General features: G+C 40.4%; 27 protein-coding genes and 1 pseudogene. 8 read left to right on the forward strand and 20 right to left on the reverse strand.

The genetic code is table 11. The features are described 5' to 3' along the window. Positions 1–10 precede the first annotated feature (10 nt). From MHO82_RS20185 to MHO82_RS20215, 7 genes are all read right to left on the reverse strand, one after another. The gene (locus MHO82_RS20185) at positions 11–1,702 is read right to left on the reverse strand and encodes a hypothetical protein (protein WP_239187024.1); all 1,692 of its coding nucleotides are present in this window, start codon (positions 1,700–1,702) and stop codon (positions 11–13) included. 827 nt (positions 1,703–2,529) lie between these two features. Continuing rightward, positions 2,530–3,507, reverse strand: coding sequence for a DUF2860 family protein (locus MHO82_RS20190; RefSeq protein ID WP_239187027.1), 978 nt, complete (start codon positions 3,505–3,507; stop codon positions 2,530–2,532). An 18-nt stretch (positions 3,508–3,525) separates the two neighbouring features. Next, positions 3,526–4,542, reverse strand: a complete 1,017-nt coding sequence (locus tag MHO82_RS20195; RefSeq protein ID WP_239187030.1) for a hypothetical protein — start codon at positions 4,540–4,542, stop codon at positions 3,526–3,528. A 266-nt stretch (positions 4,543–4,808) separates the two neighbouring features. Continuing rightward, on the reverse strand, positions 4,809–5,939 hold the full coding sequence (locus tag MHO82_RS20200) for a serine protease (protein WP_239187033.1): 1,131 nt from the start codon (positions 5,937–5,939) through the stop codon (positions 4,809–4,811). Positions 5,940–6,239: 300 nt separating this feature from the next. Continuing rightward, complete coding sequence (locus tag MHO82_RS20205; RefSeq protein ID WP_239187036.1) at positions 6,240–7,358, reverse strand: serine protease; 1,119 nt, start codon at positions 7,356–7,358, stop codon at positions 6,240–6,242. A 204-nt stretch (positions 7,359–7,562) separates the two neighbouring features. Then, positions 7,563–8,834 carry an ATP-binding protein gene (locus tag MHO82_RS20210; protein ID WP_239187039.1) on the reverse strand — a complete coding sequence of 424 codons (1,272 nt, stop codon included), beginning with the start codon at positions 8,832–8,834 and terminating at the stop codon, positions 7,563–7,565. A gap of 9 nt (positions 8,835–8,843) precedes the next feature. Then, positions 8,844–9,569, reverse strand: a complete 726-nt coding sequence (locus MHO82_RS20215) for a response regulator (protein WP_239187167.1) — start codon at positions 9,567–9,569, stop codon at positions 8,844–8,846. 353 nt (positions 9,570–9,922) lie between these two features. Here MHO82_RS20215 and MHO82_RS20220 point away from each other — a divergent pair, with 353 nt between their 5' ends. Together MHO82_RS20220 and MHO82_RS20225 are read left to right on the forward strand one after the other, a co-directional pair. Beyond that, positions 9,923–10,099: a hypothetical protein gene (locus tag MHO82_RS20220; RefSeq protein ID WP_239187042.1), complete on the forward strand. Its 177-nt coding sequence runs from the start codon at positions 9,923–9,925 to the stop codon at positions 10,097–10,099. Then, on the forward strand, positions 10,065–10,976 hold the full coding sequence (locus MHO82_RS20225) for a hypothetical protein (RefSeq protein ID WP_239187045.1): 912 nt from the start codon (positions 10,065–10,067) through the stop codon (positions 10,974–10,976). Before MHO82_RS20220 ends, MHO82_RS20225 begins: the two co-directional genes overlap by 35 nt. Before the next feature lie 106 nt (positions 10,977–11,082). Here MHO82_RS20225 and MHO82_RS20230 read toward each other — a convergent pair whose 3' ends face one another. Further along, the gene (locus tag MHO82_RS20230) at positions 11,083–11,595 is read right to left on the reverse strand and encodes a GNAT family N-acetyltransferase (RefSeq protein ID WP_239187048.1); all 513 of its coding nucleotides are present in this window, start codon (positions 11,593–11,595) and stop codon (positions 11,083–11,085) included. A 240-nt stretch (positions 11,596–11,835) separates the two neighbouring features. After that, positions 11,836–12,750: a hypothetical protein gene (locus MHO82_RS20235; protein WP_239187051.1), complete on the reverse strand. Its 915-nt coding sequence runs from the start codon at positions 12,748–12,750 to the stop codon at positions 11,836–11,838. A 264-nt stretch (positions 12,751–13,014) separates the two neighbouring features. On the opposite strand from MHO82_RS20235, the gene MHO82_RS20240 reads away from it, so the two are divergent. The 3 genes from MHO82_RS20240 to MHO82_RS20250 are packed head-to-tail and all read left to right on the forward strand — an operon-like array spanning position 13,015 to position 16,025. After that, positions 13,015–14,016, forward strand: a complete 1,002-nt coding sequence (locus MHO82_RS20240; RefSeq protein ID WP_239187054.1) for a sensor domain-containing diguanylate cyclase — start codon at positions 13,015–13,017, stop codon at positions 14,014–14,016. A 50-nt stretch (positions 14,017–14,066) separates the two neighbouring features. Next, positions 14,067–15,236, forward strand: coding sequence for a pepsin-like aspartic protease (locus tag MHO82_RS20245; RefSeq protein WP_239187057.1), 1,170 nt, complete (start codon positions 14,067–14,069; stop codon positions 15,234–15,236). 15 nt (positions 15,237–15,251) lie between these two features. Further along, positions 15,252–16,025: an avidin/streptavidin family protein gene (locus tag MHO82_RS20250; protein ID WP_239187060.1), complete on the forward strand. Its 774-nt coding sequence runs from the start codon at positions 15,252–15,254 to the stop codon at positions 16,023–16,025. Here MHO82_RS20250 and MHO82_RS20255 read toward each other — a convergent pair. The 8 genes and pseudogenes from MHO82_RS20255 to MHO82_RS20290 form a co-directional block, all read right to left on the reverse strand. Next, positions 16,004–16,419 (reverse strand): annotated as a pseudogene (locus MHO82_RS20255) (NUDIX hydrolase). The gene MHO82_RS20250 and the pseudogene MHO82_RS20255 overlap by 22 nt on opposite strands. Before the next feature lie 29 nt (positions 16,420–16,448). Then, on the reverse strand, positions 16,449–16,772 hold the full coding sequence (locus MHO82_RS20260; RefSeq protein ID WP_239187063.1) for a hypothetical protein: 324 nt from the start codon (positions 16,770–16,772) through the stop codon (positions 16,449–16,451). Positions 16,773–16,837: 65 nt separating this feature from the next. Beyond that, complete coding sequence (locus MHO82_RS20265) at positions 16,838–17,464, reverse strand: rhomboid family intramembrane serine protease (protein WP_239187066.1); 627 nt, start codon at positions 17,462–17,464, stop codon at positions 16,838–16,840. Positions 17,465–17,620: 156 nt separating this feature from the next. Then, positions 17,621–18,013, reverse strand: coding sequence for a hypothetical protein (locus tag MHO82_RS20270; RefSeq protein ID WP_239187069.1), 393 nt, complete (start codon positions 18,011–18,013; stop codon positions 17,621–17,623). Positions 18,014–18,259: 246 nt separating this feature from the next. Further along, the gene (locus MHO82_RS20275) at positions 18,260–18,736 is read right to left on the reverse strand and encodes a hypothetical protein (protein ID WP_239187072.1); all 477 of its coding nucleotides are present in this window, start codon (positions 18,734–18,736) and stop codon (positions 18,260–18,262) included. 115 nt (positions 18,737–18,851) lie between these two features. Beyond that, entirely contained in the window at positions 18,852–19,226 is a 375-nt protein-coding gene (locus tag MHO82_RS20280; RefSeq protein WP_239187075.1) for a hypothetical protein, read from the reverse strand. A 537-nt stretch (positions 19,227–19,763) separates the two neighbouring features. Continuing rightward, a complete protein-coding gene (locus MHO82_RS20285; protein ID WP_239187078.1) occupies positions 19,764–20,057 on the reverse strand; it encodes a hypothetical protein in 294 nt (97 codons plus the stop codon). A gap of 209 nt (positions 20,058–20,266) precedes the next feature. Beyond that, a complete protein-coding gene (locus tag MHO82_RS20290) occupies positions 20,267–20,494 on the reverse strand; it encodes a hypothetical protein (RefSeq protein WP_239187081.1) in 228 nt (75 codons plus the stop codon). A gap of 127 nt (positions 20,495–20,621) precedes the next feature. On the opposite strand from MHO82_RS20290, the gene MHO82_RS20295 reads away from it, so the two are divergent. The 3 genes from MHO82_RS20295 to MHO82_RS20305 all read left to right on the forward strand — a co-directional run bounded on the left by MHO82_RS20295 (position 20,622) and on the right by MHO82_RS20305 (position 23,003). Continuing rightward, positions 20,622–21,056: a hypothetical protein gene (locus MHO82_RS20295; RefSeq protein WP_239187170.1), complete on the forward strand. Its 435-nt coding sequence runs from the start codon at positions 20,622–20,624 to the stop codon at positions 21,054–21,056. A gap of 55 nt (positions 21,057–21,111) precedes the next feature. Next, positions 21,112–21,498, forward strand: coding sequence for a tautomerase family protein (locus tag MHO82_RS20300; RefSeq protein WP_239187084.1), 387 nt, complete (start codon positions 21,112–21,114; stop codon positions 21,496–21,498). A 569-nt stretch (positions 21,499–22,067) separates the two neighbouring features. Beyond that, complete coding sequence (locus tag MHO82_RS20305; protein WP_239187087.1) at positions 22,068–23,003, forward strand: hypothetical protein; 936 nt, start codon at positions 22,068–22,070, stop codon at positions 23,001–23,003. Between the two features lie 304 nt (positions 23,004–23,307). Here the strand turns inward: MHO82_RS20305 and MHO82_RS20310 are convergent, their stop codons facing one another. The 3 genes from MHO82_RS20310 to creD all read right to left on the reverse strand — a co-directional run bounded on the left by MHO82_RS20310 (position 23,308) and on the right by creD (position 26,493). Next, complete coding sequence (locus tag MHO82_RS20310; RefSeq protein WP_239187089.1) at positions 23,308–24,528, reverse strand: glycerophosphodiester phosphodiesterase family protein; 1,221 nt, start codon at positions 24,526–24,528, stop codon at positions 23,308–23,310. A gap of 203 nt (positions 24,529–24,731) precedes the next feature. Further along, positions 24,732–25,166 (reverse strand): DUF2809 domain-containing protein, encoded by a 435-nt coding sequence (locus MHO82_RS20315; RefSeq protein ID WP_239187091.1) that lies wholly within the window; start codon positions 25,164–25,166, stop codon positions 24,732–24,734. After that, positions 25,150–26,493 (reverse strand): cell envelope integrity protein CreD, encoded by a 1,344-nt coding sequence (gene creD, locus MHO82_RS20320; RefSeq protein ID WP_239187093.1) that lies wholly within the window; start codon positions 26,491–26,493, stop codon positions 25,150–25,152. Before creD ends, MHO82_RS20315 begins: the two co-directional genes overlap by 17 nt. Positions 26,494–26,515 lie beyond the last annotated feature (22 nt).

Consider the following 26,515-nt stretch of genomic DNA (forward strand, 5'->3'; position numbering starts at 1 on the left):
AACAGTTAGATTAAAAGCCAAATGGGCTCTTTTCTGCTTGCTTTTGTGGTTGTTCCGCTTGTTTTTCATCATCAAACTTTCCAGCCGTAACGTCAGCGGCAACCGAGATAGAGTCTTGTACGCTCTCTTGTACGTCTTTTGCTGTGCTCTCTAAACGGCTTAATAGATCTTTCGTTTCAAGCAGACCATCGCGGGTAATGCCTGTCGCTGTTTCAATCACTTGGCCATATTGCTCTAAATCTTCAAGTGCTTTGCTCAGCTCATTGTTTTGCTCTTGTGTACCAAGGGCAACACGGATCACTTCTTTTTGGCCTAAGTTAGAAGTGGTTTGCTGCATACGCTCAAGGGACATACGCGCCATTTCTGACGATTCGCCCAATGCCGCAGAAGACACTGCTTGCAGTACCGTGCTCAGCTGATCCGCAACGCCAGCGACGCCCGAGCTGTGCAGTTGGCGTGTTTTAGAAATTTGCTGATCATTGGCATCCTGCATCGACTTGATTCGGTGGCCTGAGCCCGTTAGCTCCGCCAGTACTGACGTCGTATCAATCGCCGAGTTACCTAACGATTTAATGTGGTTTTCCAGATCACGCTTGTGACGCTCACGAGTCATACGCTCGATGTCACCTTCTGACTCTCCGCCTGGTTGCAGCGTGTCACGTAATGCTTCGTTTTGAGCATCGGCTTCTTTAGTCGCATCGTTAATGATGGCGTACATTTCACGCATGCTGAAGTTTGCCTCATTAAGGTTCTCGATCTGACCATTCATCATGTCAAAATGCTCAGAAACCGTACCCACTCGAACTTCCGTTGTTTCAATAAAGTCTTGCGCCGCCGTGACTAAAGCTTTTTGTCTGTCTTTGTGCTCGTTAGAAGAGATATCAAGCAGCTCGCGTAGTTTAGCTTTTTGAGCCGCATACTCGCTCAGGCTGGACTCTTTTGTTGGGTGTTGCGGAGTATCTGCGATAGTTTGAGTTAACTGGGCTAACTCTTGGGTGTGTTTGTCCATTTCCATTTGTAAAAGCGCAATCTGTTCGCGCGATTTACGGGTTACATTACCAAAACCAAACCATGACTTATCTTCACCCAGTTTAGTAATGTACTTTTTCTTCTCATCCATCAGTGATGTTAGAGAAGATAGTTGCTCTTCTTGCTCGGCGCGCAGTGCAGCCAACTCAGCTTCGGCCTCTTTATCTTCAGCGATTTCTCGGAATACATCAAACGTCACGCCATTCATACGTAGGGTATATACCGCGTCAACGATGTCGGTTAGTGGAGAGATCTTATCTTCAAATGACATCAACGCAGTATTGATGTCATCGTAAACGGTTTTTAGCTCAGAGAATGCACCAGTATCCGTTAGGGAAATGATTTCTTGTGCCATGCGCTTACGTTCATGCTGTAAGAATTCTTTGAATTGGTTGAATTCTTCCAGTTTCTCTTTAGCTTCGTCTTTGTTATTACTGAACGTCAATGCTTTTGAAACGGCATTCTTCTTGTCCGTTGGCGTTAAGCTTGGATCTAAAATAATCCCATAAAATGTGTTCGCCTGAATATTGGCAAACTTTTGACTGCTCTCTTGCTGCGCTCTGGTCTCTGATTTTGAATTACTAGAGCGACGCTTCGACGTATTGACTGCCTGCTCTAACACGTTATTCATTTCATTGGACTGTTTTCTTTTTTTACTCGAATTAGATGACATTTATTTTCCTAATCAGCAATGCTGAAGTTCAATATAGGGAATAGGTTCTAAATCCATGACAGCCAGCTTATTGATGAGACTATAATTGCCAAGGATGTTTCAAATAGTAACAGGTAAAAAGGGTTGCAATCTCACCGAATAACTAGACAAAACGAGCTTTTTATATCGATAAATAAAAACAGCCCCTTAATAAACGAATTCTTAACGGAAAACTCCCTGTTTATGTAGCGTTTCACCTGTTGTAACCACTATTACAGGTTTACCTACTTGTGTAAATCTGGGGAATATTAAAGGCTGTCTGCTATCACAAATTTGATATGGGGATAAGATTTTAACCATTATTTTGACAGGATATTTAGTTTTATTGCCTTAAAAATAAAGAATGAAAGAAGAATAACACTAGGTGAAACAAAAAAACCAAAAGTCCATGTACATCAATAATATGACTAAAACCCACCAATAATGACAAAATAGTCATTAACGAGCTATTCTCAGTGGTCATCAGCTAGGCTAAAAACAAACTTTTTACCTTATTAAGCTCAGAAATGGAAAGTGAATGACTATTTACATAAATGATTTAAAGTCAATTTAATGACATTAAAATTAGTAAGAAATATTGCTGCAAGCATGGAGAGTGGTAGCAACCATCGTTTTAAATGAAAGAAAGAGAATTTCTGCAAAGAGAAAAATACATGGGAAAGTAATAAGCCATTTATTATGCAGAAGGACATGCATAAACGGTGTAAATAGCAGGCCAAGAGTAAACTTATTCTAAATACTTTAAGGCAGAGCCATGTAACAATGACTCTGCACAAATCTCTGACAAATTAGAACTGATAAATCATACCAACACCAACTGATTTGTCACTTTCATTAAAAAAGGCGATATTAGAATTTCTTTTTTCGTACCCTAACGTGCCGACAAAAGACCAATCATCCCAGCCCAACATGTCTTCATATTGGTAGGTCAAAGTCGCATCATAGCTATTATCTGAACGCTCTTTACTAAATACAGGATGAGCAGCATCATAGTTACGATGAGCATACCCCATTGATAGCGAGATCTGATGGTTCTCGACAAATGTATGGAAATTCACCCCAACACCAACCTTATGGAACGCACTGGCTTTACCTTGGGCATCATAACGAAGGTAAGATAGGCTAGGCTCTACATAAATGGCTTCAGCAGCTTCAAAAATAGCACTGCCTTCCACGGCATAAGATTTAGCATCCCGTTTTAATAACGCTTGCTGCGACTGAGATAAGTTCAGCCCAGACTGTTCCTTGTCTATCTCGGTATCTGCAAAGGCAGCTTCCAGTGATAATGGCATACCGAAGATATTTTCGGCCATCATCCTTATTCCATGTGTGCTCGCTTTAGATTTGGTCCGCAGCTTTTTATTTATATATGGGTCACTGTATACCTCACCACTGCCTATGGCAGGCAAATACGCAAAGCCAACAACCGTCCCATTATTAAGCTCTGTTTTATAACCTAGTTGGAACAACGATACCCCTTCAATGAGATCGTCTTCTGCAAGACCAGCATACACCTGATGATCGTGCTCTTGGCCAAACGTATAATGCAGTTCACCAATCGGGCCCAAGCTACTTCCAGACGATTTATCATTTCCGGGCCCTGAGTGGTTTTCATTGCTCGGATCCATGTTAGATACACTACTAGAGTAACTCGTCACCACCCCAATATAACCACCAAAACCCTCATCAATGGCTAAATCAGCGGCCGCAGACACAGAAAAAAGAGAAGTAGAAGCCGCCATTAGCATCATAGGTTTAATATTCATAATAATTCCAATATTTTATTAATTAGGTAAAAACTCAGTGACGAGGTTGTGATCCAGTAGCTCATTTTTTTTCATAATATGAATATCATCAAAATCGGCAGCATTAATGGTGTAGAAATAAAAATCACTGCCATTAATAAGGATCTCATTAAAATAAGTAATTTGTGACCAGTGGGCTTTATCTGATTCATTCAATAAATTGGCAGGTTTATCCCCTTTACAGCACCAAGAATGCACACCCAACTTGGCACCGCTTTGGTATTGGCGCACCTTTCCCGCAGCAAAAAGATCCACACCGCCAGAATACGCTTCACCTGTGGAAGAAATGTAAGTATTTAAGCCCGCATTTCTAATCAGCCTACCTGTGTGCATATTAATGTCGTCATTCAACGAGCCCGGAACAAAATCAAACTCCAACGTTTTCACTTCTGGGTGCTGCTCAATCAGATCCTTAATTTGAATATAACTTTTTGTTCCTAATACCCCCGACAACACGGCTTTATTACCTTTCACTTTTAGCTCTGAATTACCTGCCTCAATAAAGCTGTCGTTAAACACGACTTTAACCCATTTCGAACTTTCCTCCTTTTGATCGTACAGATAGCCGTTAAATATCTGGTTACCCGCTTGATCTTCAAAGATCTTTATTCCCTTTTTTTTGCTATAAAAAGTAAGCGGCAGATTATGAAAGGAAGAGTCGTTGCTAGGTATGGTAAACACCACGTTTTCAGCTCTTGACTCATTCGTATTAACTTCAAAGCGAATTGATTTATCATTGCACTCAGCGGTCAAATCCAGCATATCATCGCCAAAATCTAACTCGGTCAATGACAATGGGCAGGATTCACCGTCTACCACCAACCTATTTCGGGCAAACTGTTTTTCAAATAACTTGATATAGCTCGATACTTTATCTGGCGCAATATGGTGTGTTTCAGGAACGCTGCTATTGCCAAATGCTAAGCCGTGAATAGTGGTTCCGAGTGCCGCAACAATAAAACCAGCCACTTTATTTTTATTTATAGGTAAAAGCATACTTCGCTCTGCGTGTAGTTTCGATGAACACTACTTTACAAAGCAAGCATGTACGCTTATACACCTAGGTCGTCAGGCTTTGTATAGAAAAAATACAAACTCGTACAATCAATTGAAGTTAGACGTATTAAAAATGATCTAAAGAAAATGAGAGGCTTTGACAGAATAAATGTGGAGTGTAATAAATAGAATTTTCCGATGTGACACTTATTTAAAACCGGAGGGATGTAAGATACCACCTCCGGTATGTCTATATTACAGTAGACTTACTTCTTTTTGATTCTTCGCATTGAGGCAAAGATAAATAAAGAAAGGAATGATAATAAACCTGTCGACCCTCCTTCTGTTGAGAATAAGCTTTGGTTGGTTGAACTGTTATCACCAACAGTAACCACATCAGAGCCTATTTCATTTTTAACAACAAAAGGATCGATATTAAACGTGTATTGATTAGCTCCAGTAAGTTGATTCACTGTAATGCCTGTTTTACTGGAAATCCAATTTAGATAATTCGATACCTGAGTGTAAACTCCTGGATGTTCGCCTACACCGCACCCATTACTCGTGCCAAAGCTTACTACCCCCACCAAGCGCATTCCTTTATCGATATCAGCTGTATTACTTGGGTCACGCCACACTAAAGGACCACCACTGTCTCCCTGACAACTGCTTGTGTTTGAATGTTGCACAGGTTTTGCCGCACATATCATTAAATCGTCAGGTAAACTAATTCCCCAAGTAGTTTCACACGCGTTATCTGGTACTCCAATCAGTAAAGCTTGCCTTAAACGACTGGACGTATCGTCTTCAGTTGCAGATGAAAGAGGCACTGTATTACCCCAGCCGGAAACCAATAAGGTAGCTTCATTATCTTGATTGTAATTGTAATTATGACCACTCCATTGATTGGCAAAAGCCTTATCCATACTTTGCTGGCCTTCACTATCAAGTAGAGTAATAGGCGTTCCAGATTTAAGGTCGCCATTGATCTTAATAAGCGCAATGTCATTTACAACCGTAACTGGAGAGTAACTTTCGTGAATAATTAACTCACTCACCGCATGAGATACACCTTTGCCTTTAAGAGTACTGCCAGAGTAAATGGTAACGGTTCTTGAGGTATCAACGTAACTCTGGTTTTTATTGGCTAGGCAATGTGCGGCAGTCAGTACCCAGTTTGCATTGAGAATAATTCCACCACACAAGTAAGTCACGTTCACACTTTCTCCATTGACTTGGAGCGTTTTTTTGCCTTCTACTTGCACTTGCCATGGAATAGCGTTTGTTTGGCTTATATTACCATCGACAACGTATGGCGATATTCCATCTTGAGCAAACGCATTGAGTGAAACCACACACGCTAAAGGAAGAGAAAGAGGTAAGTATTTCGTTTTCATCAAAGCTTTTTTCCTGCTTATTAATTGCATATTTATAGTTATAATCAAGCAGGGATTATAATTTAACCTTTGATTTTATAAAGCCTTTTATCAGGAATCATTTCAATAAAGTAAGAACGTGATTTGCCCCAAGTGCCGCGTATACCCTTCTTTTGGACACGAGGAATTAAGAAAGACTACGAAGAAGGTGAAAGGGAGCTATAACAATATGATAGGTATAATATAAATCATTACATTAATGAAAAAGCCGGAGGCATAGAAAAGACTACCTCCGGAATATCTACACTATTGAAAACTTTACTACTTTTTTACTCTTCTAAGAGAAGCAAGAATAAGCAGAGACAACATGGAGAATACGCCAGTAGAGCCACCTGATGTAGTGACTGTTCTATTGCTAATCGTTGTACCCGTGCCAGTATCCACCTCAGTAGCTACTTCATTTTTAACCGCAAAAGGATCCGCGTAAAATACATGTTTATTGGCATCAGTAAGTTCAGAATTCAGCCCCGTGTTAGATCTAATCCAGTCAAGGTAACTTGATACCTGAGTATAAACTCCAGGAGTGCTAGATCCACATCCATTACCATAACTCACTACCCCAGCTAAGCGCATACCTTTATCACTATCAGAGACATGAGACGGATCACGCCACACTAAAGGCCCGCCACTATCACCTTGACAGCTGTCGGTTTTTGAATTTTTCTGGGGCTTCATCGCACACATAGAGAGAGTAGTATCAGGATCATACTGAAGGCCTCTGTATATAGCTCTCAGCTCCGCCCAGCTAGTATCACAGACAGTATCAGTCACTCCCACCAGCAAGGCTTGTCTTAAATTATTACTGGATATAGCTTGATCTTTAGTATCCCCCCAACCAGAAACCAGCAAAGTTGCTGCGTTATCTTGATTGTATTCATAATCAAAGCCACTCCACTGGTTACGAAAAGCGTCATCCATGCTTTGCTGCCCTTGGCTATCAAGCAGAGTGATAGGAGTACCAGATTTTAGGACACCATCTATCTTGATAAGAGCAATATCATTCAAGCCTGTTTTATTGGACGTTGAGTAACCAGAATGGATAATAGTTTCACTTACAGCATGGGCATCCCCTCCGTCTTTTACATTACTGCCTGAATAGATGGTGATGTTATTATCAGTAATACGCTGTTCATCACTGTCGTAGAGGCAATGTGCCGCTGTAAGAACCCAATTATTATTAAGGATGGTACCACCACAAGTGTAAGTGTAGATATAAAAGCCTTGAATAGATTGACTTTTAATTTGCACTTGCCATGGAATAGAGCCCGTTTGGCTTGTATTACCATCTACAATATAAGGCGAGATTCCATCTTGAGCAAAAGCATTGAAAGAAAACGCACACGCCAAAGAGAGGGGTAGAGTTAAAGCTCTAAATTCCATCAAATATAATTCCTGCTTATTAGTTAAGTATTTATAGAGATAAGTGATGAAGCATTTTAATCATTAAAAATATTTAATAAAGCAGTTATTGATAAAAGGCCGTAATATTAACCATCTTTTATAAAGACGCCAACCGATTGTTATAACTGTGTGTAATTTAAAGATTTTAAGTTAACAAACGAAAATTAAAGTCCGTAAAAAGCTCTAATGGATGGGCAAAGTAGCTACAAAAACCGCACCGCTTCGTTCATTAGATTCAATCACTATGGTTCCCAAATGGCCATGAATCACTTGCGCAACAATTGCAAGACCCAGCCCATGACCACCACTTTGACGATCCCGTGCCGTACCAATTCGATAAAAAGGCTTGAATACGCTTTCTCGCTCAAACTCCGGAATTCCCGGACCGTCATCTTCAACTTGAAGCACAAATTGCCCATTATTTACATAAACTTTGACCTTTACTTCACTATTTGCATAACGAATAGCGTTACCAATCAAGTTCGACATCGCACGCTGAAGTTGAACATGATCCACATTCACCTCTTCATCAGTACACTCCAATAAAATGGGCACAGGGCTCACCACTTGGTGCTTTTTCACCAAGAGATTAAGCCAATTTGATGGCGCTTCTAACGTACGACAGGGTTTCATATCAAGTCCTTCTAAACGCGCATAATAAAGCAGCTCCTCCACCAGTTCTTCCAATTCATCAATATCAGCGGCTAGTCCATCCAAATGGCGTTGAACATCTTCATTCACTTCCAACTCATCTAAAAGTGCGAGCTGACACTCCATCCTAAATAATGGTGTCCGTAGTTCATGAGCAACCGCATTACTAAGTTGCTTTTGACTAGTAATGAGCTGGCTCACCCGCTGTGCCATTCCGTTAAATTGCTCGTTAAGCGCCCCTAGCCGGATCCCTGCCTTTTCAGGAGCCCGGGCTGAAAAAACACCATTAGCGAACTCATAAGTCGCATTTTCCAAAGGTTTTAAACGACGATGAAGAAGAAAAACAACCACTAAGCTATAAAAAAAGAAAACTCCACCAAACCAATAAAACGCAAATGAGTCTTCATAATCCAGCTCGCCCCAAATGGAATACTGACGATCCGGAAATAAGTAATAAAGCCTTTCCCCGATGTACAACAAATATTCATTATCATCAATGCTTATGGCTCGCTTTTCCTTGAGCTCTGCATGTTTGTGGCTACTCAGACCATTCACATCTTTCCAGTCAATCACTCTTACATCAAAAAAACTGTCTCTTACAAATTTTTCGATGGCGCTGGCCGCTTTTTCATGACCGATAACGGTGACATCATCCACCACCCGGGCGAAAGAAGAAACATGTGTCGCCGCAAGTTGAGTATCGTAATCAGGCCTGATCTCTTGAAAATAATACGACATTGACACCAGCCCCAAGAAGAAGCAGAGAAACGATCCAGCAAAAATCTCTAAAAAAATACGTCTCATAACTCCTCACTACCATTGCTTTGAGACAAACACATACCCTTTGCCACGCACGGTGATGAGCTTAAATGCGTTGCTTGGATCATCCCCGAGTTTCTTTCTTAAAATAGCAATTTTGTTATCGACTGTTCTGTCTAGCCCATCGTATTCAATACCTCGAGTTTCTGACACCAAAAACGATCTCGATAAAATTTGATCTGGGTTACATGCAAAGATCCACAATAAATCGAACTCTGCGTCGGTCAATTTCACGTTCACTTCAGCAAGGGTACACATTCGCTGGATTTGATTTAGGTACAGCCCACCAAAACGCCGATCGCTATTCACCACTTTTTCAGTTTGGGTACTGGGGGCAACTTCTTCCGCGCGTACCTGACGACGTAATAAATTCCGAATACGGGCCATCAATACCCGAGGTTTCACAGGTTTAGATACAAAATCATCAGCCCCCACTTCAAGCGCTGATACATGATCAAAATCATCATCACTGGCCGTTAACATTAAAATTTGCCCTGAATACTGATGCCGAACTTGACCACAAATCTGCAAACCATCCAGACCAGGAAGCATCAAGTCTAAGATAACGAGCTCTGGCCCCTGCTCTAAAATCACAGCAACGGCTTTTGCGCCATCGTAAACAGGAGTTACATCAAATCCACTACCAGAAAGGTACTCCGTCAACAGTGCACTGAGCTTCTCGTCATCTTCTACCAAAACTATATGGGGCATTTTCGTCATCAGCCTTAAAATCACTAATACAGCCAGAGGGGGAGGTAATCTAAGCGGCAAACTCGCTCTTTACTCTTTGTTAGCCTCACCAATACAAGCGTAGCCAAGCCTAGATCTCTTATCAGCGTAAAATACAAAACCACCATTAATCTGTATATAAAAAAACAGAGTTCAAATGTATGGATTTGTATGTGAGCAACATGCAATCTCCGACAATAGAACACTGTATTAATGAAAAATACTCACTTACTTTATAACTAAACAACCTGTTAATTGTCTGGCAACTTAGCACAAAGGACGAAGCATCTCGTATTTCAACAATTGCAGCGTTACATTTTATTTTCCAATCTAAGGCAATTGCTATGAATACTAAACAACGTATCGTCAGTCTTGATTTCCTAAGGGGGCTCATGATTTTCATGGCGGTATTTGAGCACTACACTGGCTACCTAAATTACTGGTATATCGACTTTTTCATCCGTGAGCGCTCTTTTAGTACCTTGGGTGAGCCAAATCTACTTGGCTCTGGCGGGCTTTAACCTTGCGATAAAAAACCAACAACAGATCCGAGCTGGGCTCATAAAAAAACTGATGCTTTTTGGCTCTATCATATTAATTCTGTGCATTGAGGGCTTGATCGTCGCCCCAAATTTCGGTGAAGCGATCTCCTTTTACCCTGTCATGCTATGGATGATATTGCTTGCACTTTTTGCGATTGTTTACGCCTTTGCAGGGATCCGTGGCATGCTCGCTTTAACGTTAATCAGCTTGTTCATAAGCCAACTCGGCGTACCTAAAGCCATCAACAACCTTGAAATTGCCATCCGAACTCTGATCCACCCAGATTTTGAATTAGATGCCCGAGTTGAGCTGTTTATGGCCAGTGGTTGCTTTGGTTTTCTGTATGGTTGGGTATGGCATCACAAACCTGAAAAACAAGATCTCATCAATTATGTCGTCATCGCCACGTCGATCATCGCACTGATCGTTTATGTCATTTTTGGCGATGCGATCTCTATCAATTTAGCCAATATTTACGCAGAGGAACACTCCCTTGCAGAAGGTGTTTTGGGCCGCATTGGGATATGGAGCATGGAATTTTTGGTGATCAGTAGTGTGCTGATACTGCATCGACGAGGGATCCAATTAAACTGGCCTCCAATTAATTGGATTGGTATGTACTCACTAACGGTATTTATCTTCCATAAATCAATCTTTGTGTTCCTATGGGGACCATTAATGACACTGATCACTGCAAAACTGGGCATCACTCTGATCAACAGCTTTTCCCTTGTTTTTGCCTTGACGACGCTATCCATTATGATGATTTACGTTGTCAAACGCTCAGGCATTGTTTGCCACTTAATGGGAGATCACCAAGACAAAAATTGGCATGCATCGTACAAAAGCCCATAACGACATCATGCCCATAATTTTTAACTTATCGTAGGTAGCAGTTTATAAATGGCAGCAAAGGTTTGCCTTTCATACGCACTGGGTGAGTATTCAATCACACTGAAAACTAAGAAAGCAGTGCCTTTGCTAATTCAACCTCATGAAGAATGTAATCATCAAGTTGCTCAGAGTTAGTTTCTCCGGTGGCTTGATAACCTTGAGAGGAATAAAAACGAAGAGCGGATTCATTCGATTCTAGCGAAGATAATACAACCTTTTCATAATCGAGTCTGACGAGTTCCGACTCACAACGCGCAAGTAACAATGAACCAATACCTTTTCTATAAAAATCAGGGCGTACATACAAGGTGCTCACTTTTGCTATTTTTCCCGTATCGTCACCTCGAAAATCATCAAAACACATAAAACCGACAATGTCATGATCATACGCCGCCACAAACACATGTGCTAATTGCTCGCCCACCATTCTAGTCCACAATTTATGTCGGCGCTCATAAGAAAACCGAGCAATGTAGCTTTCTGGCATCAATCCCTTATACGCAACAGCCCACGAATTAACATGTAAATTTGCTATGGCACTGACATCTTCCATGACAGCTTTTCTGACGTTGTAGCTCATTCACTCTTTCCTTACCATGATCATTCCTTAATCTGTACCAAAGAAGGCATACAGAAATGCAAACTTCACAAAAAAGCCGAGCCTCAATATAGCTCGACTTACAAGAAACAATAACCGCCTTCTTAAGCAGTCTTAAAAATTTGTATTACAGTGTCTAGATAAGCTCAATTTTTGCGTTGAGTTTTTACTAACGCTACCAATAATGCTTCTTGCTTTCATATTAGAGCCCAAATGATGATCTTACTGCTTATTTGTGTTGCTGTAATCGAATTGCGCATAACCAAACGCAGGGCTCAACAATTTATACAAACTCTTCAGTTCAAAAGTCGTTGCCATGTTGATATCTTCTGAGCTGTATTTGGATTCCAATTCAAATGACACCGTAATAGGAGTATTGAAAAAGACATCCGTAATTGAGTAATGATCGTTGCCAGTGCCGTAATACGGACTAAACGGTAACGATTCATATCGGCCATTAAGCTGGATGAGGTCACTCTCTAACTTGGATACTGTTTTCTTATAGCAACCTTCATCGACACACTTTTTGAATGTGTATTTAACCTGATTTACCGATTGATCTTCTAGAGAAGGATCCGTTTGAAAAACAATTTTAGGCGTTAGCGATTTTTTGTTAATTGTCTCTTTAGAAACCTTGAATATAAGCTCATAAGAGACATCGGATAGACCGCTTTTGAATTCCTGATCAACAATTATATCCATTTCATCCACACCAAAATGGCATGAAATATTATCTTTGTTGCAAGTCGCAATCGTTTCTTCATATGGCAGGTGATAAATGGCATCCATGGTGATCGCATTTTTCACAAGAAGAGCATGCTCTTTTGTGGATGAATTTTTGATCGGTTTTCCGCTCCTATCCACCACGATGATACGGCCCGTTTTACAATCAATAAGAGTGAATGTGCCATCACCATTAAAACCAACAGATCGAACTCTTTTACTTGGATCTTCATCAATCTGATAAGAGTTATATACCGTACATAACTGACTTGAAACAGACAGTTCTTGGTGATTAATGCTTGTCGGTATTTGTACTTTTCCTTGCCAATGAGCGCTCGTTTTTTCGGCACTTTCACTTTTATCACATCCTTGTAGTAATCCTATTACAGTTAATAGTATTGCTACGTTTTTCATCTTCCACTCTATATTGAACAGTGTATTTAATTAAAGTGGAATTATATCGCCTTTTGCAAACGAATCACCATCTGTATTTGTGGTTTAAAAAGGAATTTTCTCAACGGCTATCGCACAAAAAACGTCCCCTTTATCATATCAACTGAAGTATTAATATTTTTTATAAATTATGGGAGACACATCTGCTTATCTCAATGAAAGACATGGAAGCATTAATGAGCGTTATGGTTATTAGTCTGGAGTCTGTATGGTGGACTTAAATAAATGTTGAAAATCGATAATTTGGCTTCGGAAATGGACTTCAAAGATCGTTATTTTACAGTATTAGACTCTCTACCAGATCATATTTTTGTTTTTTCTGAATCGGGCAGCTACGTTGATGTCTACGGCGGAGAAGAGAATGAAACGGGCTTTGATTGCAAATCCTTCATTGGTCGCTCGCTTTATGAAGTATCTCCCCCTGACATGGCAAAAAAGTTTCATGCTTATATTAGAGCAGCGCTAGAAAGCAATAAAATCCAAGTGATCAAATACAAATTTGATAAGCAAGAGATGATTGATTTGCCTGATCACGTCTCGACCCCTATGGAAATTTGGTTCGAAGGCATTATTAAACCACTTACCCTTATAGAAAATAACGAAAGAACCGTTGTGTGGATGGCAAAGAACATCACGGAGCGTCATTACTTAGAGCAGCGCTTAAAAACACTTTCTGAGATAGATGAATTAACAGGGATTTACAATAGACGCTCATTCACCAGCTCTCTTTCAAAATCGTTAGAACGCTTCCACTCAGAGCAACGTTCTTTTTCCTTACTGATGATTGATATAGATAGATTTAAACGAATCAATGATTCTATCGGGCATTCATCTGGTGATGATGTGATTAACCATGTTGTCTCGATATTTCAGTCAGAATTAGCCCCAACACACTGTATTGGCCGGCTAGGGGGCGAAGAATTTTCGGTAATACTCGATGGCACCACACCATTAAACGCCCTATGTGTCGCCGAAAAAATCAGAGCAAAAATTGAAAAATCCCCCTGCAAAACAGGAGAGTATACAGTGCAAGCAACCGTCAGTATCGGCGTTACTGGTGTACTTAAAAACGATGACGACATCAAAAATCTGTTATCCCGGGCGGATAAGGCCATGTACCATTCAAAAACTAGCGGAAGAAACCGAGTCAGCTTATATACAGAAGATATAGAGCGGAACAATAGACGCTCAACGGACGGAATACAAATATTAAACGACACAACTTAATCACGCTCACCTGTTCACTCAATCAGCATTTGTAATCAACGGAAAATTAAATGGATTTAAGACACTGTTCGGGATTCACCTTACCACTCCAAAAAGGGCCATTTCAGAATAATGGAGCAACGCCTTGGTATTGCGAACTAGGGATTGGCTCTCCTGCGCAAAAACTCAAAATGTGCTTTGACACTGGCAGTAACTTCAACTGGGTAACATCCAATCTCTGCTCAGATGATGGCTGCAAGCATTATGCAAATGCTCGCTTTAATTTAAATTTGTCTTCAACGTTTGAATGGATAAACCAAGACGTACAATCGGTCAATTTTGGGCCATGGGGCACAATGCAAGTAGAAACAGGAAGAGATCGTTTATGCCTCCCCTACCATCACGGCCCCTCAATTGTTAGTGATCTCTTTTTAGCCTCTGAATATTCTGGCACTCAGTTTGAAGAACTCGACTGGGATGGTGGGATCGGCCTGCCAAGCTCTCAAGACATAACAGCGATTGCTCCAAGTGCTTCTTATCCTTTTAGGGGGCACCACACGAATACCAATTCAAATGAAGACTTTAATTTTTTCTTAACACTACTAAAAATGGGGCTGGTAGGCACTTCTACCCCTTATATTTCAGTACAAACAGAGCCACTGTGCGATCACCCAACAGGCTATATTGGGTTTGGCACATTGGATAGGTCTTACGCCTCTTCTCTTGAATATTTGTTTCTGCCTTGGTCGTGTTACCAACAAGAGGCCAGTTATTTATGGACAACAGCCAACACAACCGTAAAAGTCAATGGCAACACCATTGGCACCAACATGTTTTTTGCCCTAGATACTGGTTCATCGCAATTTAAAGGGGACAACTCAGTGTTAACCCAAGTGTATAACTTAACAAAAAACGATGGTCCCCCTGTCTCTATTATGCTCTCAGATGAAAATGGCATTGAATATGGTGAATTAAACATCACTAGAGATATATACCAATGCAAAATAGAGGCAGGAGAGAAAAAAGGCAAAGTAGTTTCACAATTCCAAGGACTACCTGGGGCAGACGACATGCTACTGGTTGGCTCTGTGTTAATGGATCACCTTTACACTGTGTACGAATATGAAGTGATCTCCAACAATGATATTCGCCCTAAAGGCGTCTGGATTTTCAATAAGCCGAATGGCCCCAAAATTATAAAAAACAGACAAACTTCCACTGCCTCATTATTCTCTCGTTAAAGGATACATCGATTCATGAACACGTGTTTATCTGGAATCTGGACCAACTCTTTCGGCTCCAAAATGTCTCTCATCGTCGATGGTACTCAAATCATTGGTACCTATTCTTCTCATACTGGATCGACTGGGGAATACCGCCTAATCGGTCATTGCTCGAAACTGAGTCCATCTGAGCAGTTAGGCCAAAGCATCGCTATCTCTATTTACTGGAAGAATATTCACGATGGGGTTAAAGATGAAAGCTGGCATTGGTCTGGCACGATGTGTGGCCAACTACAACTAGATGGCACCATGACCTTAACCAACGCCATTGTGGTGTCAGTCGCATTTGAGCATTATCAGAAAGGAAATTACATTGATGAACTGGTATTTAGTAAAAATGGTCAACTCAGCCAACCCGAGATGGATGCGATCCACCAGCACTTCACGCTAAAAGAACCAACTTTGCCGTCTTATCCATTAGTCGGAAAATGGCAAAATAACACTCTCACGCTCGATATTAATCAGCCCCATCCCATCTCCGGCTACACACAAGCACACTTAATTACACCAGGTATCGAGCTCACCCTTTCTGGCTTTATCGATGTAGATGCACACAAAAATATGGCACAAAGTTTATCACTGTCAGGCTATAACCCCATTACAGAAGAAACCATATCCATGTCAGGTATGCTTGATTACAGCAGCCATCATTTAACCTTATATTCTTGGTCAGCACAACCAACGTCACCTGAAGACAGCTTCATGCAAACACAAATGAGGGCCCTTCAGTTTGAAAAGAGCGGATAAAGAGGCTTTTCTTTAAGTAAGTTAGTTAATGGCAAAAACAGTGGTTCAGGTAGGTGGTTCACATCGCACCATTGCCACTGTTTACATTTATCGATTTCTTTTACTTCAGGCTCACCTGAATGGCACTCAGCAGCAACAAACAGAGTAATATAATGCTTGCCTTCTTCTTTGAAAATGTCATTCGTAAAACTAAGCTTGGTTACGGATTCAATGGCTAACCCCGTTTCTTCAAAAACCTCACGTTGAGCGCATTTCTCTATGCTCTCACCAACTTCCAAATGCCCACCCGGAGTAGCCCACGTGTTTGCACCATGAGAGCCAATTCGCTCTCCCAATAAGATTCGATTATTCCTGATAATAATACACCTACCCCAACTCGAACTTCTTTCGTCATCGTTTACATTCCTTTTTATCCCTGATCGACTACCAAACCAGCACTTTAAAAATACACAAAATGAGACTCACCGATATCAGCCCTATCCAGCCTAATATTTGGGTCACTTTTTCAGGTGAGGCCGGATTAAAATGAGGGAACAATATCGCCCCGAAAGAAACTAAAGGAACATATTCATAAAGCTGGCCTGTCCTCACCGAGGTTCCATTTAATTGAGAAGGTAAAAATAAATAGACAACGATATACAGCGCCATAAATACCATGGCACAATAGATTTGCCGTTCGACAAACTCACCGCGATTGACGTAAAAAAAGCACAGAGCTAAGCCCAGTGCCACTCCTATCAAAACCATAAAGGCCCACACTCCCTCACTTTCAGAACTAAATCAGCTTCTCTGCCATAACACCACACCAAAGGTTAGCCATCACTCTTAAGCTGTTTATTAGCCGCAGATCTTACACGGAGCTCAGAGCCAAACAAAATTAGCGCCCCCAAGCTAAAACTAAGTACATGCCCGAGCTTAGGAAGGTGATACTCACTAAAAAACACATCTAAAGAAAAGGCAGGCAAAATGGTTAAGACTAAGACAAAAAACGCAATACGCCCGACCACCTCCCCTTTCAAGAATTTAACTAACCCAGCAGCAGCTAAACCTAACACAGCCTGAGATGCACCTGTACCCAAATTCCAAGGCTCAGGGACTGTAAACGTACTTGCGAATGTACCAATGGAACCCGCTACAAACCAAATTGAAAGAAAGGTCATCGATCCAATTTTACATTCAAACAAAAAACCAAGAGCCACGAGAGACAAAACATTGTAAATCATATGAGGTTGCTTCACATGAATTAACTGGGAAGCAACCAGCCTCCAAAGTTCATAGTTCAAAAGATGCTTAAACGTATAGCCGCCATATGGCTCTAGCTCAGGCACTTTGATTTGTCCAAATAGCGAACCTGATATCTGATAATGAACCACTAATGACACTATCACCGTCGCTAATGCCAATAAAATAGTCACATATGGTAGACATCTGGATACCACAGTTACCTCCTTTGTTGCTAACGGTCAATTAAGTAGTGTAAGAAATACTTCCATCTACGCTATTTCACTGTAAACACTACGTCGATTTAATTATTCCTTCGTTTGAAAAACAATTAAAAGAAGTGATAGTCAAAATAGAAAAAGCAATAACTCGCATCACATCAAAACTTCAACCCCTAACAACTGTGCACCAACTTTTGAATTACAGTTACCTTTTTGCAAATACAGCATGACTTCTTTTTTTTGTGCCTGAGCGGTCATCAACAATGACTGCCACGTCGTAGTCCACCCCTCATTCCATGCATTAGGGCTTGGAGAAGCATAGCCAACAATATTGTTCGCTTCTGTCACGGTGCAACTAGGTATAGAGATTGAACCGTTAAATTTAACGAATAATTTAGATCTTGAGTGATTCCCAGCAGGCTGATCGACATAGTGCCCCATACTTGTCACAGTAACAGGGCCATACCACGCCCCCAATTCAGCATATGTCTTAGTAATCCCTAATGACATCATGATAATTCCAAATAACCACATTCTTTTTTTCATTTTAACGCCCTCCATTGTTAAAAACTTATAATTAACGCCAAATTAAATAGCAAAATAAGGCTAACACTTACCCAAAATATCAAGTATAAATTCTGCCTAATTTTAGCTGATTCAGACCAATCAATTTTCCACTCCACCTCCGAAATATAACGCTTAGAAAAACAGTGAAAGGTAACAGGCTAAGTTGACGAAAAGTTGGGTGTCGGCCAAGTACTTAACGCCATTTTTGATGTGTTTGCTATGTTTCTAACACTCGGTATCGTCAATAAATCCAACTAAGTCGGAAGCTAACTTACGATTACGCTGGCTTTCACCCACTAAGTTAGCTAATTCAAAAAACTTAGGGTAAAACTCTTCTATGTCTTTTTGTACATCGGATTTTAACTGCCCGTAAAGGTGAAAAGTTTCTTGAGTTAATTCTGGAACAAATGCGCAATAAATATCAGTTAATATTTCAAGAGCACAATTTTTTGAAACTTCGTAGCTCCCTTCAATAGCTGTAATTAAGATAAATCTTAACGCTTCTTTAATCGCAGAATAATATGTACCTCCATGATTATTACCAATAGCGAATAACACTTGGTTATAAACATCTTCATTGATACTTTCATCATCCAAACTGACTAAAGCAATTAAAGCAGGAGCAACATCATTAGGTTTGTAATACTCGATATCTTTGTATTTTTCCCAATCAATAGATTTAATTTCCTCTACTATGCTCAACGTACCCACCTTAGAAATATAACGTATTAATTAACTGCACAAAGATAGCAGGCTAAAATTAGTGGTGACCAAGCGAAAACCTACTGCTTTTTTTTAAAAAATTTTTATATTTCAACTATCTCAGCGCTTGTTCAACTGCGCATTGCAGTAATCCCTCATTTTCATATAACTCTCGATACTCAGCTAAAGGTAAATTACCTTCATTATATTGTTTTTCAAAGAAGATTCGTAAACGCCATTCGTCCGGATTTAACTTGTCGAAGTCAAAATCAATTCCCCCAACATCCGCTGTTCGATAGATGTCTACACCAATGCCATGGGTGCAATACATCCAGTTAGTCCCAGGAATCGGGTTTGCTCCGCGATATTTTTTTTGAAGTATGTCTTCAGCTTTTTCTAATTGGAAAGATTGAACCAGTAACTCTTCAGCCCATTTTCTTTGGGCATACCACAAAGGAATAATCTTCCTGATTTTCTCAATATTATCCATATGTTCCTACAACATAATGCCGTATTAACTTGTGAGTTACGTCAATCAAGTAACTTAAAACCATTACGCCTTACAAAATTGAGCTCGGAGCACTAGCGTCAGGATTGCTCTTGAAGCGTTTATTAGATTCCCTAGACGATCAACTCAAAGTTATTTCTATAAAACGGAGTGTGATTAAACTCCGCAACTACACCGCAGTCTAAATCTGAAAATTTAACTTTATAAGAAGGTCCATCAGTGTCAAAGAATAACCAACCTTTATTTTCAATAAGTAGACTCGCATCTTACCTTCTAATCTAGTAGGTTCACTACAAACACAAAAGAGTGAAAGTAAAATGTGTGATATTCGTATACTACACGGGTCGTTGGAAAATCATTGTCCTAATATTCACAAAAAGAGACTCAAATCACTTATGCACTTACACTGACTGTATTAAGGCATGCCTCACTGAATAAGCAAAGCACACCGAGCTCCTTACCAAAACCGCCGAGTGTAAAGCATCGCTTGGATTGTATTGTTAAATTTAACACACAAGGTCAAAGGCTGGATTTAATCTTTCCACTTATGTACAGAAAAAAAGCACTAACAATTGAGAAAAAAGCAATAATTGTCATAAGAGCAAATGATAAAGGATTCGTTATATCCGATAATAATAAGTCAAAGCTACCATCTGGTAATTTCGTCAAATAATAGGCAATTGCTCCACCATACAAACCTGTGAGCCAGAACAAAACAAACCTAAACGACCACCTTAGTGAGCTTTCCCATTTGTTCATTTGAGAGACAAAAAAACTACTCCAAATACCTGACCAAACTAAGACATTATCCATAATAACACCATATGCAACTACAATAATTACAGTTGTTTTAACACATTTTTATTATGTATCAAAGGCCGGAACCAATAGTAATTGAGACTTCAACAATAAGAAAAATTCATCGTTTTGTTTTTCCTTATGCTTGATTCGACATTTATCTATGAGTTACCTCTCAATCAGATATGAGATCAAATTAGAAAGGTATCTAACCTGAGATCGGTTTAAGCCATTGTCATTAGTTCTGCTTTTTCAACAGGCGTAATATTCAGCGATGGCTTTTCTGGTTTTAAACAGTAAGCGATAATGATGGTCATTATTTCACTTTCGGGCATTCGCTCTTTCTGGTTGCGCTTACGCTCTCCACTTTCTAGCTGCCACTTTTGCCACTGGGGTAGAAAAGCCTGACAAAAATCATCGACATGACAAAATAAGTCTACTAACTTACGCATAGCTGGTTCCTTTGTGATGAGTCCTTCTTGGTCGAAAAATCTGATCGCAGAACCAGCTTTTAGTTCCGTTCAGTTTTTATCCCTAATGCTGATAGTAGCCGCCTCCCACTCAAATGGAAAAGTTGTGATGAACCAAAAACCGCTCATTCTTTTTTTTCTTGGTTTTGCCTTTTTTGTCTTGATTGGGAACCAATTTAATTTATTTGGAACCAGTAATGCAGACTCCTTTCCAAAGCTTCCATCAAAGCCTGATTTCACCGTTTCCCATCAATTTGATGGCCAATGGCTAGGGCGAAGGATCAACACCACCAATAACAACATGTGCGAACGCACCACCATCACCGGAAGGGTTGTCGATGGCAAAGTCTCTCTTTTACTGACTTATAACGGTACACCGCTTCAAGGGTGGATCACTGAAAGTGGCGACTTAAGGCTCTATGCCAACCATCAACAGTGGGACTATCGTTTCTCGGGGAAGGCAATCAACAATAAAATTCAAGGAAAATGGCATTTAACCAATGGCCCATGCCAAGGGATTTGGTACATAGAACGGAAAAGTTAACAACAATTATTCTCCGCCGATCATTCAGGCATTACCATTAAAGACAGGAGACAAGATGATCCTTATATACGGAATTAAAGAACGGTTAAATCCCATCAAAGCTGACCTATCCGAGGTTATTCACGCTTGTATGGGATCCGTTATTGGCTTACCAGAAGACAAACGTGCCCACCGCTTTATTCCCATGAACCGAGACGATTTTTATTACCCCGGAGGAAGAAGTGATGTTTATACGGTGATTGAAATTAACATGATGGAAGGCCGTAAAGTTGAAACCAAAAAAGCCCTGATCAAATCTCTATTTACCCATATTGAGAGTAAGCTGGGTATTTCACCGATCGATATCGAAATCACCATCAAAGAACAACCAGCACACTGCTGGGGCTTTCGTGGTATCACAGGGGATGAAGTGAACGATCTCAAATACCAAGTTAATGTCTAAAAGATTTATCTCAGATAAGTAGACATACACCAAAACAGCAAAACATCACGGTATCTAGCATTAACCACTCGTGGCTCTGGGCATCCTGTTGTCGCGGACAACGGTTTGCTTATTCAAAAGTAAACGTCTAGCCTCATGGTTCTACCCTATGTTTTCACTGATATAGAATTGCAGTTGAGGCTATTCCATGTTCATCAACATAAACTATAGAGAAAATATAAATCAAAGAAAGCATTTATCACTCAAAAATATAATAATCTAGTTCGATATAACCTATAGCAAATATAAATAAAAGCCAATAAAGCAGGACTGAACTATAAGCCTAATTAAGCAACCACACCAATACAACTCCACTCTATCGGCTAAAAGTTAAATTATTCCAGCGATATATGATTTTGAGCCATAACTATAACCTCTAGATAATAAATGGTATTTTTATTTATTATGTACAATATTCAAAATATCAAAAACCGATATTGACATATATATAACTAATCATTCACTATGCACTAGAAAAAGCTATTCTCACAAAACATTCACCCACAAAACTAGATAGAAGGAAATAAATTATGCCAGTTGATGTTGGTCAAAAAATAAATCAACAGCTAAAAAAAGGGCCTATGGTTCCAGGGTTTGTAGCTGATCCAATTGGTGCCGAGTTAGATAGCCTTGTTATTAGTAAACTTGAACAGACGATGATTTTTAACAATGCCAAGATGAAGTTTTCTGCATCAATAAGTCAGGTTGCAGCTCAAAAAATACAATCCGCGCTTGTACCTAAAATGAATTTTACTAACTCATTTGAACCCTCTTTTAAGTTTGACGCGAATAAAAATGAATTAGTTACTCGAAGCTACATGGAAACAACGAAATCGGCGTATGACATAGCAACTAGAAGTAAAGGCTACAGGATTAAGAAAAAACTTGTGCATATGATTCGCGAGCAAAAAAAGAAGCCACTTAAGATACTAACAATGCCTTTGACTCTCCTTCCCTATGGCAAGCTTGTCAGCAATACCATTAATGCAATAGGAGGAGGGGTAGATAAAGCAAGAAGAAAACGTAAAAAAGAGCAGTATGGACACAATAATATAGAGCAGTTAACAGCTAGCTTAGGTGAAGAAAAAGCACTGAGAAAAGTAGCTAAGTGGCAGGCTAAAGATATATCCGAGCTGGGACCGAAAATTCAACGAAATCTGCATAAGCTAAAACATGCTTCGGCCATGTTAAATCAACGTCAAAGTAAGCTAGAGCTTTTAATCGAAAGGCAATTCTCGATTGATAGTCATCTTCAAGCAAATAGCAGTACATGGGAAAGAAAAATAGAGACTGCCCGCGGAGAGCTCGCCATGAGTTACCATGAAGTGAGACATTATATTGATAAAATACAAGACATGAGCAAAACGATGCAAACAACCATGCTCGATATTAATGCTCATATGGCTTATTTAGATGCAGTAGTCGAAGGAAGTGAAGAGGTTATTGAATGGTCGCTGGATTACTAATTGTTAACGAGCACCTTTTAGACTTTAAAGAGTTGATATAGATCTCTGTAAGTCATGGCGTCTTTTAATTTAGACCCTGTCATTTATGGTCGTTATTTCTAATATTCAACCTTTGTGGTTATGCTTGCGCTCTTCATTTTTTAATTACCACTTTTTCCACTTAGGTAGAAAGGCCTGATAACAATCATCGACATAAAAAATTGGTCTACTCACTGACGGATAGCTGGTTCCTTGGTAATCAAGCTTTCTTAATCGAAAGTTCTGATCTTAGAACCAGCTTTTATTATCTAGAATTCAGGTTCAGTTACGATTGGCTAGCCATACAGTTGGCATAGTAAGTCACTGTTGCTGGCCAATCACTGAATACCCCCATTACACCAACATCTTGAGCAAGCACGTCCAGCATTTTCATCATGTCACCATCATTATTAATACCCTGCTGAACACTTTTGTAATACCAACCGCCACCTTGTGCTAGTGGGCCAGAACGCTCTAACGTCCACGCAATGATATCAAGATCTGCTTCTTTGGCTAACTTCGCATAGTGAGATGCCACCAGCTCATTTTTGTCATCCAATTCAACTAGAGCGAACAGCGGCGGCGCAATAATATTAACACCAGCATCACGCAGATCTTTCATATTCTCGGCTGACGCAATAAAATCTTTTTGTTCATACATACGAGCGTCCAAATATACGGCTTGTTTACCGAAACTTGGAGTTTCATTAATCCAGTATTTCACATCACCTAAATCAAAAGATTGCAAATACGTTTCAGATGGCTTGAAACCAGCCGCTTTCAGCTCATCGACCAACTTTTGCGCATACATTTCCTGAGTAAAGCCATCAAAGGGCATCTCAACCGCGGCAGACTTCAATTCGGGAGTCACTTTTACGCCATGCTTTTTAAACAAGGCCGCACTTTCTGCGTGAGTCATCAATGTACCGTTTTGACTGTACAAATCAGTTCGCCAACTCGGAGTACCATTCATGTATTCTTCAGCCGTGGTGGCTTTGGGGTTTGCACCATCCATTTTCCCTTTCAGCGTTTTAAACTCTGCTAAAGTAAAATCAGACGTGCGGCACTCTACTTGAGCCTCTTCCCCCGTCGCAGGGTTGGCTGGCTTAAATGGCACAGAACATTTTTTCGCAAGTTCTGGGTGAGCTAATACATCTGTTGTTGTATGAAGATCACTTTGCGAGTGGCGGCAAACGAGCTGTTTGTCTTTCGTGAAAGTCACGTCACACTCCACCACGCCTGCTCCCATTTGAATCGCCGCTAAGTACGACTCTTTAGTATGTTCAGGAAACTGCATAGCCGCGCCGCGGTGACCAATTGAAAATTCACTTCGATAAAAAGGCCCTTCACTGCAACTCAATAACTTAGATTTTAGCGGCCCTTCGTCCATATTATTCACTAAAAAAAGAGGACGAGGCCCTAAGTTTGCTGGTGGTTGAGCTGCCAACGCCGTCACCGAGCTCACTCCCAGCATAAGCGCAATAGAGCCTTTTACAAATTGCTTCACTTTGTATCTCCTTACACAAACCATTTTTCTTATAAATATGCTATTCAACCCTACTTTACAGCGATGAATATGCATTTACATTGATATCTTTAATGACCTGCGCCATGCTAACAGTAAAAGGCTCTTATTTACAATGAGTTATATGTTATAACATGACTGTTAACCTACCTTATTTTACTCGAATGTTGATTAACACCGAATTTTTAAGCTTTCTTCTGCGTCGCTTCAACGATGACACAACCCGCAGTCCCGATGAAATACGCTACTAAATCCATCCAATCAAATGTGGCCCCGAAGATCACTCGTAACGCAGGATGAGCTCCCCAGCCAAGCCAATTCAATACTTGGAAGTACTGACTAATTTCCACCATAAACGCGATCCCATACACTAATCCAGCCAACATCAAAGGCTGGCAGCGCCAGAAGCTACCGAGCAGACTATAAAGCCACACGACAACCAGCACATCTCCTACAAAAGGCCGAATAAAATCATCCCGCACAAACAAAGCAATAAAAACCAATATTCCCAGTAATATAAGGCTGATCCCACTACGCTTATAACAAATACGAAAAACACCTTGTGACTTTGTCATCTCAGCACTTTGATTATGAGTACATCCGCTACGACTGCTCATCATCGCTCTCCTTATTTGCTTTTTGAGCCACTGCACGGCGCTCATACCAATTCACATTTCGGGTTAATACCATCACTAGGCTAAGTACAGCAAAACAAAGCAACGTCCCCATCAATAACGCGTAACTTTCTGCCTGTAGCAAACCAAACAACAGGCCGTATAGCATCAGTAAACTCGCGCCAAAAAGAGAACCATGTTTATTATTGCTAAGCATCCCCGCCACATACACACTTAATAACCCAGTGGAGGACAAGGCAGACACAAGATAAGCCCAGTTAAACCCAATGTGCTCACTTAATGAAATCAGCAGCAAATAAAACAGCGCTAGAGCCAAACCTACAAAGCCATATTGAACCGGATGAATTGGTCGTGCTTGAAACAACTCCAATAAAAAGAAGCTGGCAAAAATCAACGTCACCACCAGTAATGAATAATTCACCGCTCGATGTGATTTCAAGTAATGATCCACCGGATCAATCAGGCTAACGCCCATCTGACGCCCATCCAGTTCATGGCACTGCGAGGTATCCGACATGCAAAGAGAAAAAAGCTGGCTGATATTACTAGAAAAATTATTTGTCGCCCAACTTGCTTTAAAACCAGATTCAGAAATATCAGACGCGATTGGAAGGTAATCACCAATAAAACTTGGATGTGGCCAAGCAGAAGACAATTCAACCCGAGTGGATTTCCCCATTGGTGTCACCTGTAACTGCCCCATCCCTTGTAACATAAAATTAAAGTCAAACTGCAACGGCTTGGTAAGATCCAGCAAATGAAAAGGCAGTGTTTTGTGGAACCCTTGTGCTAGCTGCTTCAACCCCGTACCAGGTTCTACCGAGATCGACTGCTTGTTTAACTTCAACTCACCAATGTCAATTAACCCACGGCTATCACTCACCGACACCACTAAATTCACATCCACAATTGAATCAGGATCAAAATCTTCCAGATCTGACAAATCAAAATGACCTGTTAACTGAGTATTTGCCTGATATAAACGCGCGGTATAAATACTACGGTACTTCTCAAAGCTATTCAGTTCCGAAGTCAGGTTAAATCGTTCAGGTAAAATGAAGGCCTGGCGCGTTACCTTATAGTCACGTTCATCTCCAGAGATTGTCTCTTTATATAAGACACTGATAAAAGGCCCCATAATGCGCTGTTCACCGCTACTGCTGCGAGCAATATCATTACGTACCTCTTCCATACGATACGATCGCTCGGAAATCAGGCTTTCAATCATATTTACGGGGATCTGCAACAGCAGAAAAAGAAATAATACGAAGCCGAACTTAGTGCCCAGCTCATTGCTTAACCATTTTTTCATGACCACTCTCCTCAGTTTTCTT

The sequence above is a fragment of the Vibrio sp. Of7-15 genome (assembly GCF_022347565.1).
Classification (GTDB): domain Bacteria; phylum Pseudomonadota; class Gammaproteobacteria; order Enterobacterales; family Vibrionaceae; genus NORP241.

Excerpts from the sequence above, each read along its gene's own strand:
- MHO82_RS20185 (WP_239187024.1), bottom strand. The coding sequence starts at position 1,702 with ATGTCATCTAATTCGAGTAAAAAAAGAAAACAGTCCAATGAAATGAAT.
- MHO82_RS20190 (WP_239187027.1), bottom strand. The coding sequence starts at position 3,507 with ATGAATATTAAACCTATGATGCTAATGGCGGCTTCTACTTCTCTTTTT.
- MHO82_RS20195 (WP_239187030.1), bottom strand. The coding sequence starts at position 4,542 with ATGCTTTTACCTATAAATAAAAATAAAGTGGCTGGTTTTATTGTTGCG.
- MHO82_RS20200 (WP_239187033.1), bottom strand. The coding sequence starts at position 5,939 with ATGAAAACGAAATACTTACCTCTTTCTCTTCCTTTAGCGTGTGTGGTT.
- MHO82_RS20205 (WP_239187036.1), bottom strand. The coding sequence starts at position 7,358 with ATGGAATTTAGAGCTTTAACTCTACCCCTCTCTTTGGCGTGTGCGTTT.
- MHO82_RS20210 (WP_239187039.1), bottom strand. The coding sequence starts at position 8,834 with ATGAGACGTATTTTTTTAGAGATTTTTGCTGGATCGTTTCTCTGCTTC.
- MHO82_RS20215 (WP_239187167.1), bottom strand. The coding sequence starts at position 9,569 with ATGACGAAAATGCCCCATATAGTTTTGGTAGAAGATGACGAGAAGCTC.
- MHO82_RS20220 (WP_239187042.1), top strand. The coding sequence starts at position 9,923 with ATGAATACTAAACAACGTATCGTCAGTCTTGATTTCCTAAGGGGGCTC.
- MHO82_RS20230 (WP_239187048.1), bottom strand. The coding sequence starts at position 11,595 with ATGAGCTACAACGTCAGAAAAGCTGTCATGGAAGATGTCAGTGCCATA.
- MHO82_RS20235 (WP_239187051.1), bottom strand. The coding sequence starts at position 12,750 with ATGAAAAACGTAGCAATACTATTAACTGTAATAGGATTACTACAAGGA.
- MHO82_RS20240 (WP_239187054.1), top strand. The coding sequence starts at position 13,015 with ATGTTGAAAATCGATAATTTGGCTTCGGAAATGGACTTCAAAGATCGT.
- MHO82_RS20245 (WP_239187057.1), top strand. The coding sequence starts at position 14,067 with ATGGATTTAAGACACTGTTCGGGATTCACCTTACCACTCCAAAAAGGG.
- MHO82_RS20250 (WP_239187060.1), top strand. The coding sequence starts at position 15,252 with ATGAACACGTGTTTATCTGGAATCTGGACCAACTCTTTCGGCTCCAAA.
- MHO82_RS20260 (WP_239187063.1), bottom strand. The coding sequence starts at position 16,772 with ATGGTTTTGATAGGAGTGGCACTGGGCTTAGCTCTGTGCTTTTTTTAC.
- MHO82_RS20270 (WP_239187069.1), bottom strand. The coding sequence starts at position 18,013 with ATGAAAAAAAGAATGTGGTTATTTGGAATTATCATGATGTCATTAGGG.
- MHO82_RS20280 (WP_239187075.1), bottom strand. The coding sequence starts at position 19,226 with ATGGATAATATTGAGAAAATCAGGAAGATTATTCCTTTGTGGTATGCC.
- MHO82_RS20285 (WP_239187078.1), bottom strand. The coding sequence starts at position 20,057 with ATGGATAATGTCTTAGTTTGGTCAGGTATTTGGAGTAGTTTTTTTGTC.
- MHO82_RS20290 (WP_239187081.1), bottom strand. The coding sequence starts at position 20,494 with ATGCGTAAGTTAGTAGACTTATTTTGTCATGTCGATGATTTTTGTCAG.
- MHO82_RS20295 (WP_239187170.1), top strand. The coding sequence starts at position 20,622 with ATGAACCAAAAACCGCTCATTCTTTTTTTTCTTGGTTTTGCCTTTTTT.
- MHO82_RS20300 (WP_239187084.1), top strand. The coding sequence starts at position 21,112 with ATGATCCTTATATACGGAATTAAAGAACGGTTAAATCCCATCAAAGCT.
- MHO82_RS20305 (WP_239187087.1), top strand. The coding sequence starts at position 22,068 with ATGCCAGTTGATGTTGGTCAAAAAATAAATCAACAGCTAAAAAAAGGG.
- MHO82_RS20315 (WP_239187091.1), bottom strand. The coding sequence starts at position 25,166 with ATGATGAGCAGTCGTAGCGGATGTACTCATAATCAAAGTGCTGAGATG.
- creD (WP_239187093.1), bottom strand. The coding sequence starts at position 26,493 with ATGAAAAAATGGTTAAGCAATGAGCTGGGCACTAAGTTCGGCTTCGTA.